The organism is Bordetella genomosp. 11, assembly GCF_002261215.1.
GTDB lineage: Bacteria > Pseudomonadota > Gammaproteobacteria > Burkholderiales > Burkholderiaceae_B > Bordetella_C.
In genome coordinates this window covers 4,069,054-4,085,366 of record NZ_NEVS01000004.1, presented here as the reverse complement: position 1 = coordinate 4,085,366, position 16,313 = coordinate 4,069,054, and the positions used below count along the sequence as shown (strand labels likewise).

Here is a 16,313-nt window from a genome sequence, read left to right as displayed (position 1 = left end):
TGGGTTACCCGGACTTTGCGTCCACGTTGTGCCCAAATCGCGGTTCAAGCTAGTGCTGCGAGGACTTAACCTCCGGCAGCATCCATTGGCACATACCGCGCGACAAGGCTTCGCACCTTGTCCTTTTCCAGTTGGTTGGCGGCGCCGTCGATCCACTTCGAATACACCTCGAAGAACATCTTGGCATTCGTGTGGCCCATCGGCCGCGACAGCTAGCCGGGATTCATTCCGGCATGCGGTGCCGGTCAATCGCTCCAACGCCGCTCGCGCAATGGGAGAGGACTGACTGACCGATTTTTCAGTCCATAAGATGTGAGATTTCACCTGCAACGTCTGCGGCGGTTTGCCTGAGAAGCTTCAACGTCTGCACGGTTCTCCTCGCACCATTCTCTCCAAGGAAAAACATGTGGTTGCCCGGTAGCGTCGCGCTCAGCCGCTGGGCGGCGTGCCCGACATGCTCGACCAGCAACGCCCATCTCTCGGCGGGAAGCGCGGCGAGCTTGTCCGCTTGCGAGAAAACGAGACCTTCACAAAGCTGCTGGGTGATATAGACGCCCCATGTGGAGCGGTCCGTGAGAGCGTGCCGGGCGTCGATCGCAGAGGCGTGCGTCATCAAGGCGAGCGGCGGAAAGGCTCGATAGCGCGCGGTGCCGACCTCACGCGCGTCTCCGGCCGGGTCGGAAACGAAAGCTCCGGCCCTGTAGCGCATTGCCGATGCCGCAAGCCCGACCGGAAAATCGCCGGTCATCCCGCGGACGAACTCGTCGGCATCGAGTGCCGAATGGCCGGTCGCGGCGTTCTGATCCGTCAGGCACTGGAGCAGCCAGTCGAGGTAGGCACCCCGGATCGAGGCGAGGCCGCTTGCGGCTGGCTTCAAGTGGTCGAGACCGGGCAGGGTATTGGGAAGCGCCGATGCGCCCGCCATCGCGACGAAAAGTTCGATGCCCTTTCCCCTGCCTCGCAGCGCAGCATGAAGCGGCTCGGCAATTCGCCCCGCCATGCTCCAGCCGAGCACGATGGCGTTCGCCGGCAGGCCATTGCGATCCATATACCGGGCGATGATCCCGGCGCTTTGCTCCGCCCAGTCGGTGATCGAAAACTGCGGGAATGCGGTGTCGAACACACCCCTGCTGTCGATGGGATAGGACAGGACCAGCGACCCGAAGCCTTCTTCATGCAGCCAGTGGCAAAGGAAATCGGCAGCCCTTCCCCCGGGCGGTCCGTAGGCGATGCGGCCGAGCACCCCGCCTCCTGTGATGAACACCACGACGGGAAGCTCCGGTCGCCCGGGTTCGAACCGCACCAGCGCCGGATAGCCAGCCGCCTCAGTCAATTCCTCGCCCGGATAGAGCATGGGAGATCTCTTCTGTGCTTGCGCCGGAGCGCGCAATGTCGTGGACAAGGCTAAGGCTACGCCGAGCATCGCAACTTCACGACGATTAAGTTCCCGGATCACCACCCTCGTGCCTCCGTGTTGCATCCGGCCGTGGGCGCATATTAGCCGCACGTTGCGGCGCGTTGCGGGAGGTCATCCGAATGGCGCCGACAAAATCGGCGAGATTACGCTCCGTGTCTTTCACGTTTGGGCAGCCTCGAAGGGCGCGCTTCGACGAGGCGGAGAGGCAGCGCCTGACCTTCGAGCTGCCGATGGACTAAGAGATGAAGCCGGGCGAGTGGACGCGTCTGGATATAGCAAGCCGCACCGGCCCTATGCGCTGCGATGTAAGCTACGGACACGTGCTGTTCGACATGCAGGTGCCTTCTCACTACCCCGCAACACACTCCATTACCGGCCTGATACCTACATCGAGCTCGCTCGGACGGGCGAAGCCAGGAGCGATCTTCATGTCCGATGCAACCGTCGCGCCCATGACCACCGAATTGAGCGGATACGAATTGCTGGCCGATCCCCAGCTCAACAAGGGCACCGCCTTCTCAGAGGAAGAGCGCGACGCATTCCACCTGCACGGATTGCTGCCGCCGCATGTTTCCACCCTGGACGAGCAGGTCTCCCGCGCCCTGCAGTCGCTGCGCCAGTTCGAGACCGATCTCGAACGCTACGCCTTCCTGCGCGAGTTGCAGGACATCAACGAGACTCTGTTCTACGCGACGTTGGTGGAGAACCTGGAAGAGTTGCTGCCCATCGTCTACACGCCCACGGTCGGCGCCGGCTGCCAGCAGTTCAGCCGCCTCTACCACAAGCCGCGTGGCCTCTTCCTTAGCATCCCCCACACGGCGCGGCTCGACCAAATCTTCGCGCAGCCGCGCTTCGATGCCGTGGAGGCGATCGTGGTGACCGACGGAGAGCGCATCCTTGGGCTCGGCGACCAGGGTGCGGGCGGCATGGGGATTCCGATCGGCAAACTCGCGCTCTATTCCGGCTGCGGCGGCCTGCATCCGGCGACCACCCTGCCGATCCTGCTCGATGTCGGGACCGACAATGCCGACTGCCTTGCCGACCCACTCTATGTGGGCTGGCGGCACGAGCGGGTGCGGGGCCAGGACTACGACGACTTCATCGAGGCGTTTGTCTCGGCCGTCATCCGGCGCTGGCCGCGGGTTCTGCTGCAGTGGGAAGACTTCGCGAAGACCAATGCGACGCGCCTGCTGGAGCGCTATCGCGACCGGCTTTGCACCTTCAACGACGATATCCAGGGCACGGCCGCCGTGGCGACCGGCACCCTGCTGGCAGCCATCAGCGTCACCGGCGTGCCGCTCACCGAACAGCGCGTCGCCGTGTTCGGTGCCGGCTCGGCCGGCTGCGGCATCGCCGGCCTGATCCGCTCTGCCATGTGTGATGCCGGCCTGTCGGAAAGCGAGGCGGTACAACGCTTTTTCATGATCGATCGCGACGGGCTGCTGATGGAAGGCATGCCCGGCCTTGAGCCATTCCAGATTCCCTTCGTGCAGAGCAAGCGGGCGATCGAAGGCTGGGCGCTCGAACATTCCGACAAGGTTGCGCTCCTGGACGTGGTGCGCAATGCGCGGCCAACCGTGCTGATCGGCGTCTCCGGCCTGGCGGGTGCCTTCGGCGAGCCGGTCGTCCGCGCCATGGCCGAGTGCAACGAGCGGCCGATCATCTTTCCGCTGTCGAACCCGACCTCGCGCGCGGAGGCGACACCGGCGGATATCGAGGTCTGGACCGGCGGGCGGGCTCTGGTGGGCGTCGGCAGCCCGTTTCCCCCGCTCCTGCGGGACGGCACCCGCTTCAAGGTGGACCAGACCAACAATTCCTATATCTTTCCCGGAGTTGGCCTAGGCGTCCTGGCGGTCGGCGCGAGCCGCGTGACGGATGGCATGTTCATGGCGGCCGCGAAGGCGCTGGCAGATGCGTCGCCGGCGCGCAACAACCCTCGGCACAATCTCTTGCCCCCCGTGAGCGCCCTGCGTGAAGTCGCGGCAAGGGTCGCTCTCGCGGTTGCGATGCAGGCGCGCCGGGAGGGCAACGCGCCCGACGTCGCGATCGATCAGATCCAGCAGCGCTTGCGCGCCAAGGTCTGGACGCCGCACTACGTACCGCTCACCGCAAAGGGGACATAATCGCCCGCCACTCGGCCGCGCTCCTCGGGGCAGGGTTTCTATTGTTCGTAGACTGAATCGAGCCTTCTGAGGAAGCCGTCCGAGATGGCCCGGATCGTTGTGGGAGTGGCGAACTCTTCCACATATACGATGTTGGCGATCAGCGTGCCGTCGTAGACCGACACGGAGACATTGGGAAATTTCTTCATCCAGCCCAATGCATACTCGAATCCCGTCACTACCAGCCGCTCGACCTGCCAGTGAAACTTCACCGTCTGGATGTCGGAAACATTGATGGCCACCGGCGATTGCCGAGGGCTGCCGAATGCCCGCGGATAATTGATGTAGTCGTGGAAGATGCTGCCGTTGGCCAGTCCCTGATGGATATCGTCAAAGATGAAACGGGCGATCTCGACCATGGGCAGGTCGAGGTCGGGGACGGGCGTGATGTGCCCGGTGATGGCCGTGAAGACCAGTTCGGGGGCAACGTGGGGCTCGAGCCGCCGGCGCATGTCCACCGATGATCGCATGAGGATCTGGCGCGGGTGTCCGTCCGCGACGTCACGTATGGCGAGAGCGAACGCGGCCAGCAGGAACGAGTGCACGGACGAGCCGGTTGCATGGCTTGCCTCCTTGATCCGCTGCATCGCGTCCGCCCCGATCACGACGCGCTCGAGCCGATGGGTCACGGGACCGCCATCATGGGGCGCGCGCATGGGGATCTCGGCGAATAATCCGGAATAGGAAGAGGGGGGCGCATACGCTCCAAGCGCAGCCAGGCTGCGGCTCACCGCGTCGTCGACGGGGGTCGGAAACGGCTGCACACCGAGGACCGGTACCTTGCCGCGCACGACGCAGTCGCACATGTAGGCGAGACAGGAATGCAGCTCGATCAGCGATGTTGCGTCCGTGATCGCATGGGAGGTGAGCATGAAGATATCGAGCGCGTCATCGGCGGCGATGACGTGGATGGCATAGAGGGTCTTTCCGGTATCGAGGTCGGCGTTCAGCAATTGCGCGTACATGGTCTCGGCGGAGCAGGTATCGGCGGGCAACCAGGCCTCGATTGCCGATCGGTCATCCAGCCTACCTACGAAATGTCCGTCCTCGACCACCGAGCGCAGGATTCCGTATCGGGCTTCCAGGTGGGCGACGGCCGCCTCGAACTGCGCCCTGTCGACCATCCCCGAGAGGCTGCTGCGGCTTACCACGATCATGCGCGTGGCGATGTAGATCAATTCCGTAGGCGAGGCTTTTCGATAGACGCGCCTTTCGCGCCCGATCTGTCCCTGTGGCGTCCCTTCGTTATTAAGATCATCGAGCATGCTTGTCTCCCCCGAGGTCGGTGCACTAAGGCCACACGGCCGCTGAACCGGATGGCGATGCAAGGGCGCCGCCATCTGGGCACCATCAGAAACTTGCGCCATCTGCGGCGAGCCGCGCGATCTCCCCGACGACGCGCACGCGGACCCGGCGCGCATTGCCGGGAAGATAGGCGATAGGGATGTCCTCCACGTCGAACGTCTGTACGCTGCCCGATGACGTCGTCGTCGGCCGGTTCGTCCGGGGCGAGAAGGGCGATCGGGACGCCGTCCTCATAGCGGGCTGCTTGAGCGTCGGCCGCTGGCGGCGACGCAGATGCGGCCGCCTTAATCCGTGGGCTGGTCGTTTTTGTTGACGGGCGGCCCGAGGAACTCCACGTGCCACTTCAGCCCGAAGGCATTGAGCGCTGCCTGATCGGGAATGCCATCATGCATCACGCCGGCCAGTTCGGTGAAGAAGGCCGCCGCATCGAGCGCCGGGGCCATCAGGATGTACTGGCGTGCGGGCTTGTCGGTGACGTTGCAGAAGCCGTGCTCGACCCCGCCGGGAATGCTGACCACGTCGCCCGCCTCGGCATGGAAGCGCCGGCCGTCCGCCTCATAGAGATATCGCCCCTCAATGACGCGGAATATCTCCGCTTCGCGGTGGCGATGGCGGGGAGGACCCGCGCCCGGAGCATTGATGGTCTCGATAAAGCAGAACTCGCCCGAACTTGCCGCCGGCGGCATGCGCACGAACAGATCGAGCCCGATGGCCGGGATCTTGATGGGCGCGTCGGTTCCTTTTGAATGCAGGAAAGAGATGGGCATGGAAGCCTCCTCGAGACTGCGGCCGGTGAAACCGTATTATTTTGATCCTGGTTTTCTTCCTCGAACAGCCATATTTCGGTGGTGGGCTGATGCATGACCCCAAGGCCTTCACGCAACCAAGGAAGGCGGGGATGCGGCGCTGCCGCACCGGCGTGAGCGAGGCAACGGGGGATTCCCGCGGCTCTGGAATTCTACTGGCTGATGTTTACGGAGTGGGGGAGCTTACGCGCTCTGCAATCATGGCAAGCTCAAGTCCAACCCGAGCTTGCTGCCGAGGACGAAGGTGAGGATCAGCAGGCTCATGAGCGAGAGCACGAAGATCGCGGCCACCTTGCCCACCATGGGCAGCACCGCGCGCATCTCTTTCTCTTTCTTCCCTTGGTCGTAATGCCACTTGATGGCGAAGAACACGCCCGTGCCGAATACGAGAACCTTGAACGTACCGAAGACTATAGGGGTCCAATCCATCATTTTTAAGTGTTTCCAGGCTATTGCTTGACACGATCCATCGTGAGGCGCGTTCCCTCGAAGCGCGATATGACGTGTCTATCGAAGCCGGTCTATTTTAGGTTAAGCCACCGGCGAGCAACATTGGACATAAAGTCCCAGGGTATCGCCGTCGCGCGGTGTGTCGTAACCCATGGGGATCGCCCGCAAAGGCACTGATCAGCACCCCATGCCCTCGTAGCCACCAGCGTTCAAGCTTCCGGATCCGGTTCAAGATAGGCCTGGCGCGTAGCAGATTAATGTAAAGCGTCAGCAGGAAATCGCCAGAAACGGCCTCACGCGTGGCCAACATCACATTGGCAATGCGCCACTTCCCTATGGATGTAGAAAGAACCTGACATCGACGGGCGGGTACTTTAGACTGAATGCGTCGTGATCGACCTGCTCTCCCGGAGAACGCGCACCATGGAGCAAACGTCCCGTTCTTCAGAATTGCGTTGTCTTTACTGCCACTCGACCGGCGCATCCGGCACGCGCAGTTCCGTAAAGTCGGTGCAATGGCTCTTGTGTATCATCCCGGCGGACCGGACCATCGCGCATGCGAGCGCCGTCGGAGGCAGCGAACGCTCCTGTCACCGCATTAGCGTCAGAGCGCCGTTCATCGGTATCGTGCCTGCCTGGGCACGCATCGAAACGGACAACGACGACGATCCGCGCGGCCTGGTCCTCGCGCTGGATTCGGCCCGGGTGAGGAAAGCCGCTCGAAATGGACTCGGCATCGGGGCCTGCGATATCCCGTGCTGGTTCACGGCTTGGGACCCCTTCCTGCGCGAAGCGGCCGACACCGTTACCGCATTGCATTCCGGCATAAGCCCCGACCCGGTGTGTCTCGATGCGTTCGCCGACGTCATCTCACTTCATCTCGCCCGCCGGTATGGACGCCACGCCGATGAGCAGGAAGTGGGTACGAGTCTCTCGCAGCTAAAGCTGAGCGTCGTGGAGCACTTCATACACGAACACATCGCGGAGCACCTCCCGATCGAGCGCCTTGCCGCGCTCGTGCATATGAGCGCATCGCATTTTGCGCATGCTTTCAAGAACGCGACGGGGCTTACGCCGCACTTTTACCTGACCACCAAGAGGTTGAGATTCGCGGAGTCGATGCTCTTCGAAGGAAGTCTTCCGCTGGTCGATGTCGCGGCACGCGCGGGCTTTCAGACGCAGCAGCACTTCAGCGCGGTGTTTCGTCAGTATGCGGGATGCACGCCCCGGGCTTTCCGGCTCGCACATAACCGCCAGACGATCCGGTGAAGACTCGCGACTCAATGCGCAAGTGATCGACGCACGCAGGAATTCGACATCTCTGGGCAGGAACTCGAAAGAACCGTGGTTCCCCCGGACGTATGCTTCCGAGATGTCCCGGCAGAACAGTCGCGGCATAACAATCGCGCGCCCTGTCTCGGTGCGTTGGTGCCGGGCCTGTACAGCAGCACTGCGATCCTGATCGCCGGCGCCGCGCCAGGTTTTCCGGCGGTCGTGCTGAGCGCAGTCATGTTTATCCCGCTGCGCATCCCGGAGAACACCATGAAGACTCACCTCATTTCGGCCGCAAGGCTGTCGACGTTCGTACTTGCGCTGGCCGCTGGCGGCCTGGTGGGCAGCGACGCGACAGCGCAGGGTGCACCTATTGTGGGCAAGGCGACACTTGGCGTATCCGTCACCGAAGCGCAGCTGGTGGCAACGGGCTGGCGCGCATCGAAGCTGATCCATACCGATGTCTATAACGACAAGGACGAAAAGATCGGCCGGGTGGACGACCTGATTGTGGCACCCGATGGCACCCTCTCGGCCGCAATTATCGATGTGGGCGGCTTTCTGGGGATGGGCACGCATCGTGTCGCCATCCCCGTTCAGCATTTCGAGCAGATAACGCCAAAGCCGATTCTCCCGGGCGCAAGCAAGGAGGCGCTGAAAAAGCTGCCGGAGTTCGAGTACGCCAAGGGCTGACACCGGGCGGTAAGACCTTCAATCCTCCAGCATCCTCCCAACGGAGATCATCATGGCCACTTGCAGCGTTTGCGGAAAGCCGGCGACTTCGCAGATCACGATCGCCGAAAACGGCCAGCGTCGGCAGTTGACGCTGTGCGACCAGCACTACATGGAGTTCATGGCACGCAACCAGCGCAGCCTTTCGCCGCTTGAGTCGCTCTTTCACGGCGGCCTCTTCGATAGTTTCTTCGACGATATGTGGTCACCGCTCGAGGGCAGGCGGGGCGGCTTGCCTTCCCTTGATCAGGCGGGCGGGACGCGCGCGAGTCCCGGCGCGAGTCCCGGTGAAGGCGGCAACAGGGGCGCGGGCATGAGCACCCCCGCGAGCTCGCCCGGCGCTCGGCCGGGTCGGCATCGCCGGGCGCGCGAAGCGGTTGACCTGCGCACACTCCTGAGCGAGAGCGGCCTGGACCGCTTGCAGGCGGCCGCGCAAAAGGCGGTCGAGTATGGCAAATCCGAAGTCGATACCGAACACCTGCTGCTCGCGCTGACCGACAATAACGTCGTGCGGGAGATCCTGCGCGAATTCAAGCTGGACGCCGAGGAAATCAAAAAGGCCGTCGACCAGAGCGCCCCGCGTGGGGCTCGCGCGGAGACAACGGACGATGAAAACATCGGCGTATCGCCGCGCGCAAAGAGCGCGCTGGAGAACGCGCTTACCGCGTCGCGGGAGCTCGGTCACAGTTATGTCGGGCCGGAGCATATCCTGATCGGGCTCGTGGAAGAGGAAGACGGTTTCGCGGGCGAGTTGCTGCGTAAGTACGGGCTATCGTCGCACGCGCTTCGGCAGAAGACGGTCAAGGTGGTCGGCAAGGGCGCCGAGGAAGGCACCGTCGAGGGGCGCTCCACCACGCCCACGCTCGACAAGTACGCACGCGATCTTAGCGATCTCGCGCGGCGCGGCAAGCTGGATCCGGTGATCGGCCGCGACAAGGAAATCGAAACGACGATCGAGGTGCTTGCCCGCCGGCGCAAGAACAACCCGGTGCTGATCGGCGAACCGGGCGTCGGCAAGACCGCGATCGTGGAAGGGCTCGCGCAACGTATCGCGCAGGATCAGGTCCCGGAAGTGCTGCGCGGCAAGCGCGTCGTCGAGTTGAACATCAACAGCGTGGTGGCGGGGGCGAAGTACCGCGGCGAGTTCGAAGAGCGCGTGAAGCAGGTGCTCGATGAGATCGTCGAGAACCAGGACCGGCTGATCGTCTTCATCGATGAACTGCATACGATCGTGGGTGCCGGCCAGGGCGGCGGCGAAGGTGGGCTGGACATCGGCAATGTGTTCAAGCCGGCGCTCGCGCGCGGCGAACTGCATCTGGTAGGCGCCACGACGCTTAACGAATACCAAAAGTACATCGAGAAGGATTCCGCGCTCGAGCGCCGCTTCCAGCCGGTGAACGTGCCGGAGCCGAGCGTCGCGGAAACCATGGAAATCCTGCGCGGGCTGCGCGACCGCCTCGAGGCGCATCATAAAGTGAAGATCACCGAGGAGGCCATCGCGGCGGCGGCGAAGCTGTCGGACCGCTATATCGCCGCGCGATTCCTGCCGGACAAGGCTATCGACCTGCTCGACCAGGCGGCCGCTCGCGTGCGCATCGCATCGAATTCCAGGCCGATGCAACTGCATAGCATCGAGGAAAGCATCCGCCGCACCCGCCGGGAACAGGACGCGGCAAGCGCCACCAAGCAGTTTGACAAGGCGAAGGAACTGGAACAGAAGATCATCAGCGATCAGCAGCGCCTGAACGATGCGACGGAAGCGTGGAAAAAGGAACGCGGCACCAGTTCGCAAAAGGTGACGGCGGAGGACATCGCGCAGGTCGTGGCGTCGCTCACCGGCGTGCCCGTGTCCGAACTTACCGCTGAAGACCGGGAGAAGCTGCTTCGTCTCGAAGATCGTCTAAGAGAGCGTGTGGTCGGCCAGGACGAGGCAGTCAGCGCCGTCGCGAAGGCCGTCCGGCTCTCGCGTGCCGGTCTGACCGAAGGCGGCAAGCCGACCGCGAGCTTTCTGTTTCTCGGGCCGACCGGCGTGGGCAAGACCGAGCTTGCCAAGGCCCTCGCCGCCTCCGTGTTCGGCGACGAGAACAGTCTGGTTCGTATCGACATGAGCGAATATTCCGAGCGGCATACCGTGGCGCGGCTGGTGGGTTCGCCTCCGGGCTATGTCGGTTATGAGGAAGGCGGTCAGTTGACCGAGCGAGTGCGGCGCCGCCCCTATAGCGTGGTGTTGCTCGACGAGATCGAGAAGGCGCATTCGGAGGTGCACAACATCCTGCTGCAGCTCTTCGATGAAGGCCGTCTCACCGACGGAAAAGGACGTCTCGTGGATTTCACGAACACGATCATCATCGCGACAAGCAATATCGGATCGCAGATGATCCAGGACAACATGCGTGCCGACAAGAAGCAGCTCGAATACCCCGCGCTGCGAGACCGTCTGATGGAGGTCCTGCGGCATCATTTCAGGCCCGAGTTCCTGAACCGCGTCGATGAAGTGGTGGTGTTCCATGCACTCGGCAAGGCGCAGATCCGCAGTATCGTCGATCTGCAGCTCGCACGTGTGCAACGCACCGCGGCCGGACAGAATATCGAGTTGTCGTTCGACGATCCGCTGCGCGATTATCTCGCCGAGATCGGCTACGACCCCGAGTTCGGTGCGCGGATGCTCAAGCGCAAGATCCGCGCGGAGGTGGAATCGAAAATCGCCGATGCGCTGCTACGGGGCGATGTGCGCGACGGCGACAAGGTGATGGTTACCTACGATCCGGGCGTGAATGCGGTGCGTGTGCAGAAGGCGTCCGCCGATGCGGAGGCGCCGCGCCAGGTAGAAGAGCGGAAACCGGCGCACGTGTGATAGGAAGGCCCCTGGGCGATGCCGTTTATGCGGGGTCGCCCTCCGGGCCTTGCCCATTTCATGAAGGTGGATCCCGGACAGGGACGGCGCGCCGGGTTACCGGAAAAGCGCCATTACGCCATTACATCAGCAGGCGGGACTCCATCTCTTCCGCTTCCTTCACGATCCAGGCTTCAAACGCCTGCACGCGTTCCGGCTTGGGCCGGTCGCTGCGATACGCCAGCACATAGGCGCCGCCGGTGTCGGTGCGCTGGGGCAGCGGCGCCACCAGCCGCCCTGCCAGCAGGTCGTCGCTGACGAAGGCCAGCTGCGCGACCATGACGCCCAATTGGTCGATGGCGGCCTGGTAGGCCAGGGCGGCGTTCTCGAACTTCAGGCCGCTGTTGCCGTCGATATGGCCGACGCCTGCCGCCGATAGCCACGTGGGCCAGTCGTTGGGGCGGTTCAAGGAACACAGGAGGACGTGATCGGCAAGGTCTTCCGGCCTTTCCAGCCGCGGTTCCTTGTTTAACAGCCCGGGCGCGCAAACGGGCAGCAGCGTTTCGCCGAACAATCGGCGGTAGCCGGGGCCCGACGGTGTCCGCGCCTCCGAGTGGATGCTGATGTCCACATCCTCGCGATCGAAATCCGCGCGCAGATGGGATGTGGTGATCTGTACGTCGATGTCGCGCCGCGCGGCGTGAAAGCGCGCCAGCCGGGGCACCAGCCATTTGATGGCGAAGGTCGGCGGCAGCTTGATGCGCAGGCAGCGGTCGTCCGGCTGCTGCTGCAACTGCCGGGTCGCCTGTTCGATCTGGTCCAGCGCGGCCTTGATCGTGCGGAAGTAAGCCTGTCCCGGTCCGGTCAGTTCGATGCCATGGCGGCCGCGCACGAACAGTTGCGCCTTGGTCCAGTCCTCCAGCGAGGCGACATGGCGGCTGACCGCGCCCTGGGTGACGCAGAGTTCTTCCGCGGCACGGGTAAAGCTGGCATTGCGCGCGGAAGCCTCGAAGGCGCGCAGTGCGTTCAGTGGCGGGAGGCGACGGGTCATGGCCTGCTCCAGAGTGCTATGAGTATTGATCATAGCTGACATGCCTTAATTTGCCTTGCCCGCCAGAAGGCGACAGCCAAGAATAACGCCCGTATCACCACAAAAAATACGGAGACAACCATGAACAAACTGCATGCCTGGCTGGCCGCCCTGATGCTGGCCGCCTGTAGCGCCGCGCAGGCGCAGTACCCCGACCATCCCATCAAGATGATCGTCCCCTGGCCCCCGGGTGGGGGGGTGGACACCATGGGGCGCCTGGTCGCGCAGGGCTTATCCCAGGAGCTCGGCCAACCCGTGATTGTCGACAATCGGTCCGGCGCGGGGGGCAACATCGGCACCGAGCTGGCGATGCGCCAGCCGGCGGACGGCTACAACCTGTTGATGGGCTCCATCAGCCCCAACGCCATCAACGTCTACCTGTATTCCCACCTGGGGTTCGACCCGGTCAAGGACTTCACGCCCATTACCTATGTATCGGCGGTGCCCAACATCCTGGTCGTGCCGGCCGCGTCGCCGTTCAAGACCATGCAGGACCTGGTCGCTTACGCCAAGGCCAACCCCGGCAAGCTGAACTATGGTTCGGCCGGCGTGGGATCGTCGCAGCACCTGGCGGCCGTGCAATTCATGGACGCGACCAAGATCAACATCGTCCATGTGCCGTACAAGGGCACCGCGCCGGCCGAAGCCGACCTGATGGCGGGCCACGTGTCGCTGATGCTGGACACGACGACCTGCCTGCCCCTGGTCAAGGCCGGCAAGCTGCGCGCGCTGGCGGTGGCATCGCGCCAGCGCAACGCACAACTGCCGGACGTGCCGACCCTGGACGAGCTGGGCGTGAAGAACGTCTATGCCTCGTCCTGGTATGGCCTGATGGGCCCCAAGGGCATGCCCCAGGACGTCGTCGACAAGCTCAGCAAGGCGACCAACGCGGTGCTGAAGAACGCCGAAATCCGCCAGCGCATGCTGGACTACGGCGCGGAGATCGGCGGCGGCACGCCGGCGGACTTCACCAGCTTTATCAACGAAGAGATCCAGCGCTACAAGCCCATCGTGGAACTGTCCGGCGCCAAGCTCGATTGAACGCCCCGATTCCCTCAACCTTTATCAGCCTGCCATTCAGCCATGTCTTCTGCCCCCGCGCCTAGCACGCTGTTCGACAAGATCTGGTCGCGGCACCAGGTCCTGCAGCGTGACGACGGCACCAGCCTGCTTTACGTCGATCGCCATCTGGTCCAGGACGGTTCGGCGCCCGCTTTCGCGATGCTGCGGCAACGCGGCCTGAAGGTGCGCAGTCCGCAGCGCAGTTTCGCCACGCCCGACCATTACGTACCCACGGATACGCGCGACCTGTCCACGATCGCCGACCCGGAAAAACGCGCCATGGCCGATGCCTTGCGGCAGGATGCCAAGGATGCGGGCATGCAGTTCTTCGGGCTGGACGACCCGCGCCAGGGCATCATCCATGTGGTCGGGCCCGAGCAGGGCCTGAGCCTGCCGGGCATGCTGATCGTGTGCGGCGACAGCCATACCGCCACGCACGGCGCCATGGGCGCCTTCGCCTTCGGCATCGGCGCATCGGAAGTGGCCCACGTACTGGCGACGCAATCGATCTGGCAGCGCAAGCCGCCGACGATGCGTGTGGTGGTGCAGGGGCGCCTGCAACCGGGGGTGGCCGCCAAGGACATCATCCTGGGGATCATCGCCAGGATCGGAGCCGCGGGCGCGACCGGCCACGTCATCGAGTACGCCGGCCCGGCTATCGAGGCGCTGTCCATGGAAGGGCGCATGACCGTCTGCAATATGTCGATCGAGGCCGGCGCGCGTGCCGGCATGGTGGCGCCCGACGATACGACCTTTGCCTGGCTGCATGGGCGGCCCTATGCGCCTTCGGGTGCCGAATGGGACCGCGCGATCGCGCAATGGCGCGCGCTGCCCACGGACCCCGGGGCGCGCTTCGACCGCGAAGTGGTACTGGACGGTTCGTCCTTGCAGCCCATGGTGACCTGGGGCAACAGCCCCGAGGATGCCTTGCCCATTTCCGGCCGGGTGCCGGATCCGGACAGCGCCGCCGATGCCGGACGGCGGGCGACGATGGCGCGCACCTTGGAATATATGGGATTGAAGCCCGGCATGCCCCTGACGGACGTGACGGTGGACCGCGTGTTCATCGGGTCCTGCACCAATGGCCGCATCGAGGATCTGCGCCAGGCCGCTGCCGTGGCGCGCGGCAAGCGTGTCGCCCAGGGGGTACGCGCGTGGGTCGTGCCCGGTTCGCAGCAGGTCAAGTTGCAGGCCGAACAGGAGGGGCTGGACCGGGTCTTCCGCGACGCCGGTTTCGAGTGGCGCTACGCGGGCTGCTCGATGTGCCTGGCGACCAATGGCGATACCGTCGCGCCGGGCCAGCGCTGCGCCTCGACGTCCAACCGCAATTTTGTCGGACGGCAAGGGCCGGGTTCGCGTACCCACCTGATGAGCCCCGCGATGGCGGCGGCCGCCGCCGTGACCGGCCATCTGGCCGATCCGCGCCCCTTGCTGGACAGGAGCTGATGATGGAAGCCTTCCAACGAGTCGATGCCGTGGCGCTGCCGGTGCCGCGGTCCAACGTCGATACCGACCAGATCGTGCCGGCGCGCTATCTGCAGAAGCCGCGCACCGACGACTTCGGCGCCTATCTTTTCCGCGACCTGCGTTTTGCCAAGGATGGCTCGGAAAATCCCGATTTCATCCTCAACCAGCCGTCCTACCGGCCGGCCCGCATCGTCGTGGCGCAGCGCAATTTCGGTTGCGGCTCGTCGCGCGAGCACGCCGTATGGGCGTTGTACGACTACGGCGTGCGCGCCGTCATTGCGCCCAGCTTCGGCGATATTTTCTTTTCGAACTCGCTGAAGAACGGTCTGTTGCCTATCGTCCTGCCCGACGAGACCGTCGCCGCGCTGCTGCGCGCGGTGCAGGACAGCCCGGGCGCGCATATCGTGGTGGACCTGGTTTCGCAGACCGTCACGGCACCGGACGGCGGCACGCACGCGTTCCACATCGATGCCTTCTCCCGGCAATGCCTGCTCGAAGGCATGGACGAACTCGACTACACCCTTACGCTGGGCGATCGCATCGCCGCCTTCGAGCGGCAGCATGATGCATCCGCCGCCTAGCGCCGCTTTACTCCTGAATACCGAACAGAGGGAATACCCGTGAAAATCGCAGTCATGCCGGGCGACGGCATCGGCAAGGAAGTTACCGCGCAGGCGGTCAAGGTGTTGCACGCCGTGCTGGGCTCCGGCGCGAACGTGGAATTGGTCGAGGCCGCGATCGGCGGCGCGGGCGTCGATGCCGCCGGCGATCCGCTGCCGGCCGCGACGTCGGAGATCGCGCGCAAGGCCGACGCCATCCTGTTCGGCGCGGCGGGCATTCCCGGCGACGAGGCGATCCCCTACGCGATGCGGCCGGGTGCCAGCCTGCTGCGCCTGCGCAAGGAACTGGAGCTCTTCGCCAATTTCCGACCCGTGTTCCTGTTTCCGGAGCTGATCGACGCGTCCACGCTCAAGCCCGAAGTCATCGATGGCCTGGACCTGCTGATCATGCGCGAGCTCAACGGCGATGCGTACTTTGGCGAGCCGCGCGGCATCCGGGTCAACGAGAAGGGCGAGCGCGAAGGGTTCAACACCATGCGCTACAGCGAATCCGAAGTCGAGCGCATCGCCCACGTCGCCTTCAAGGCCGCGCGCGGCCGCCGCAAGAAGGTGTGTTCGGTGGAAAAGGCGAATGTGCTGGAAGTCGGCCAGCTATGGCGCGAGGTCGTGATCAAGGTGGGCAAGGACTATCCCGACGTCGAACTGACCCATCTGTTCGTGGACGCGGCGGCGATGATGCTGATGCGCAATCCCAAGCAGTTCGACGTGATGGTGACCGGCAATATCTTCGGCGACATTCTTTCGGACGCGGCGGCGATGCTGACGGGCTCGATCGGCATGCTGCCTTCCGCGTCGCTCAGCTACGGCCAGAAGGGGCTGTACGAGCCGGTGCACGGGACGGCGCCCGACATCGCGGGCAAGAACCTGGCCAACCCGATCGCGTCCATCCTGTCCATGGCGATGATGCTGCGCTACAGCTTCGACCAGGCGGCCAATGCCGACCGGGTGGAAGCCGCCGTGCGCGCCGTCCTCGCGGAGGGCTATCGCACGCCCGATATCATGCAGCCCGGCTGCCAGCGTGTCGGCACGGAGGAAATGGGCGACGCGGTGGCGATGGCCGTCAAGAAAAGCCGCTAGGATCGGCCGCCGGCGCGGGA

The 16,313-nt window shown here is 64.1% G+C and carries 13 protein-coding genes; 8 read left to right on the top strand and 5 right to left on the bottom strand.

Translation table 11 applies throughout. From position 1 onward, the window contains the following. Positions 1-298: 298 nt before the first annotated feature. The gene (locus tag CAL28_RS25960; RefSeq protein WP_094843983.1) at positions 299-1,354 is read right to left on the bottom strand and encodes a hypothetical protein; all 1,056 of its coding nucleotides are present in this window, start codon (positions 1,352-1,354) and stop codon (positions 299-301) included. Between the two features lie 491 nt (positions 1,355-1,845). On the opposite strand from CAL28_RS25960, the gene CAL28_RS25955 reads away from it, so the two are divergent. Next, positions 1,846-3,540, top strand: a complete 1,695-nt coding sequence (locus tag CAL28_RS25955) for an NAD-dependent malic enzyme (protein ID WP_094843982.1) — start codon at positions 1,846-1,848, stop codon at positions 3,538-3,540. A 38-nt stretch (positions 3,541-3,578) separates the two neighbouring features. On the opposite strand, the gene CAL28_RS25950 is transcribed toward CAL28_RS25955, so the two are convergent. The 3 genes from CAL28_RS25950 to CAL28_RS25935 form a co-directional block, all read right to left on the bottom strand. Next, positions 3,579-4,844 (bottom strand): phthiocerol/phthiodiolone dimycocerosyl transferase family protein, encoded by a 1,266-nt coding sequence (locus tag CAL28_RS25950; RefSeq protein WP_094843981.1) that lies wholly within the window; start codon positions 4,842-4,844, stop codon positions 3,579-3,581. A gap of 324 nt (positions 4,845-5,168) precedes the next feature. Continuing rightward, complete coding sequence (locus CAL28_RS25940) at positions 5,169-5,651, bottom strand: cupin domain-containing protein (RefSeq protein WP_094843979.1); 483 nt, start codon at positions 5,649-5,651, stop codon at positions 5,169-5,171. A 237-nt stretch (positions 5,652-5,888) separates the two neighbouring features. Next, positions 5,889-6,122 (bottom strand): hypothetical protein, encoded by a 234-nt coding sequence (locus CAL28_RS25935; protein ID WP_094843978.1) that lies wholly within the window; start codon positions 6,120-6,122, stop codon positions 5,889-5,891. A 441-nt stretch (positions 6,123-6,563) separates the two neighbouring features. Here CAL28_RS25935 and CAL28_RS25930 point away from each other — a divergent pair, with 441 nt between their 5' ends. The 3 genes from CAL28_RS25930 to CAL28_RS25920 all read left to right on the top strand — a co-directional run bounded on the left by CAL28_RS25930 (position 6,564) and on the right by CAL28_RS25920 (position 10,998). Then, complete coding sequence (locus tag CAL28_RS25930; RefSeq protein ID WP_094843977.1) at positions 6,564-7,409, top strand: helix-turn-helix transcriptional regulator; 846 nt, start codon at positions 6,564-6,566, stop codon at positions 7,407-7,409. Positions 7,410-7,484: 75 nt separating this feature from the next. Next, positions 7,485-8,105 carry a PRC-barrel domain-containing protein gene (locus CAL28_RS25925; RefSeq protein ID WP_254926234.1) on the top strand — a complete coding sequence of 207 codons (621 nt, stop codon included), beginning with the start codon at positions 7,485-7,487 and terminating at the stop codon, positions 8,103-8,105. 52 nt (positions 8,106-8,157) lie between these two features. Beyond that, complete coding sequence (locus tag CAL28_RS25920; RefSeq protein ID WP_094843976.1) at positions 8,158-10,998, top strand: ATP-dependent Clp protease ATP-binding subunit; 2,841 nt, start codon at positions 8,158-8,160, stop codon at positions 10,996-10,998. A 121-nt stretch (positions 10,999-11,119) separates the two neighbouring features. Here the strand turns inward: CAL28_RS25920 and gcvA are convergent, their stop codons facing one another. Further along, complete coding sequence (gcvA, locus tag CAL28_RS25915; protein ID WP_176464111.1) at positions 11,120-12,028, bottom strand: transcriptional regulator GcvA; 909 nt, start codon at positions 12,026-12,028, stop codon at positions 11,120-11,122. A 120-nt stretch (positions 12,029-12,148) separates the two neighbouring features. Here gcvA and CAL28_RS25910 point away from each other — a divergent pair, with 120 nt between their 5' ends. From CAL28_RS25910 to leuB, 4 genes are read left to right on the top strand one after another with little or no spacing between them, the layout of a single operon-like run. Then, complete coding sequence (locus tag CAL28_RS25910; protein ID WP_094843974.1) at positions 12,149-13,108, top strand: Bug family tripartite tricarboxylate transporter substrate binding protein; 960 nt, start codon at positions 12,149-12,151, stop codon at positions 13,106-13,108. A gap of 42 nt (positions 13,109-13,150) precedes the next feature. Beyond that, entirely contained in the window at positions 13,151-14,575 is a 1,425-nt protein-coding gene (leuC, locus tag CAL28_RS25905) for a 3-isopropylmalate dehydratase large subunit (protein WP_094843973.1), read from the top strand. A gap of 2 nt (positions 14,576-14,577) precedes the next feature. Then, positions 14,578-15,177: a 3-isopropylmalate dehydratase small subunit gene (leuD, locus tag CAL28_RS25900; RefSeq protein WP_094843972.1), complete on the top strand. Its 600-nt coding sequence runs from the start codon at positions 14,578-14,580 to the stop codon at positions 15,175-15,177. A gap of 39 nt (positions 15,178-15,216) precedes the next feature. After that, positions 15,217-16,293 carry a 3-isopropylmalate dehydrogenase gene (gene leuB / locus CAL28_RS25895; RefSeq protein WP_094843971.1) on the top strand — a complete coding sequence of 359 codons (1,077 nt, stop codon included), beginning with the start codon at positions 15,217-15,219 and terminating at the stop codon, positions 16,291-16,293. Positions 16,294-16,313: the final 20 nt, after the last annotated feature.

Coding starts and splice junctions, on each gene's coding strand:
- CAL28_RS25960 (WP_094843983.1), bottom strand. CDS start 1,354: ATGCTCTATCCGGGCGAGGAATTGACTGAGGCGGCTGGCTATCCGGCG.
- CAL28_RS25955 (WP_094843982.1), top strand. CDS start 1,846: ATGTCCGATGCAACCGTCGCGCCCATGACCACCGAATTGAGCGGATAC.
- CAL28_RS25950 (WP_094843981.1), bottom strand. CDS start 4,844: ATGCTCGATGATCTTAATAACGAAGGGACGCCACAGGGACAGATCGGG.
- CAL28_RS25940 (WP_094843979.1), bottom strand. CDS start 5,651: ATGCCCATCTCTTTCCTGCATTCAAAAGGAACCGACGCGCCCATCAAG.
- CAL28_RS25935 (WP_094843978.1), bottom strand. CDS start 6,122: ATGATGGATTGGACCCCTATAGTCTTCGGTACGTTCAAGGTTCTCGTA.
- CAL28_RS25930 (WP_094843977.1), top strand. CDS start 6,564: ATGGAGCAAACGTCCCGTTCTTCAGAATTGCGTTGTCTTTACTGCCAC.
- CAL28_RS25920 (WP_094843976.1), top strand. CDS start 8,158: ATGGCCACTTGCAGCGTTTGCGGAAAGCCGGCGACTTCGCAGATCACG.
- gcvA (WP_176464111.1), bottom strand. CDS start 12,028: ATGACCCGTCGCCTCCCGCCACTGAACGCACTGCGCGCCTTCGAGGCT.
- CAL28_RS25910 (WP_094843974.1), top strand. CDS start 12,149: ATGAACAAACTGCATGCCTGGCTGGCCGCCCTGATGCTGGCCGCCTGT.
- leuC (WP_094843973.1), top strand. CDS start 13,151: ATGTCTTCTGCCCCCGCGCCTAGCACGCTGTTCGACAAGATCTGGTCG.
- leuD (WP_094843972.1), top strand. CDS start 14,578: ATGGAAGCCTTCCAACGAGTCGATGCCGTGGCGCTGCCGGTGCCGCGG.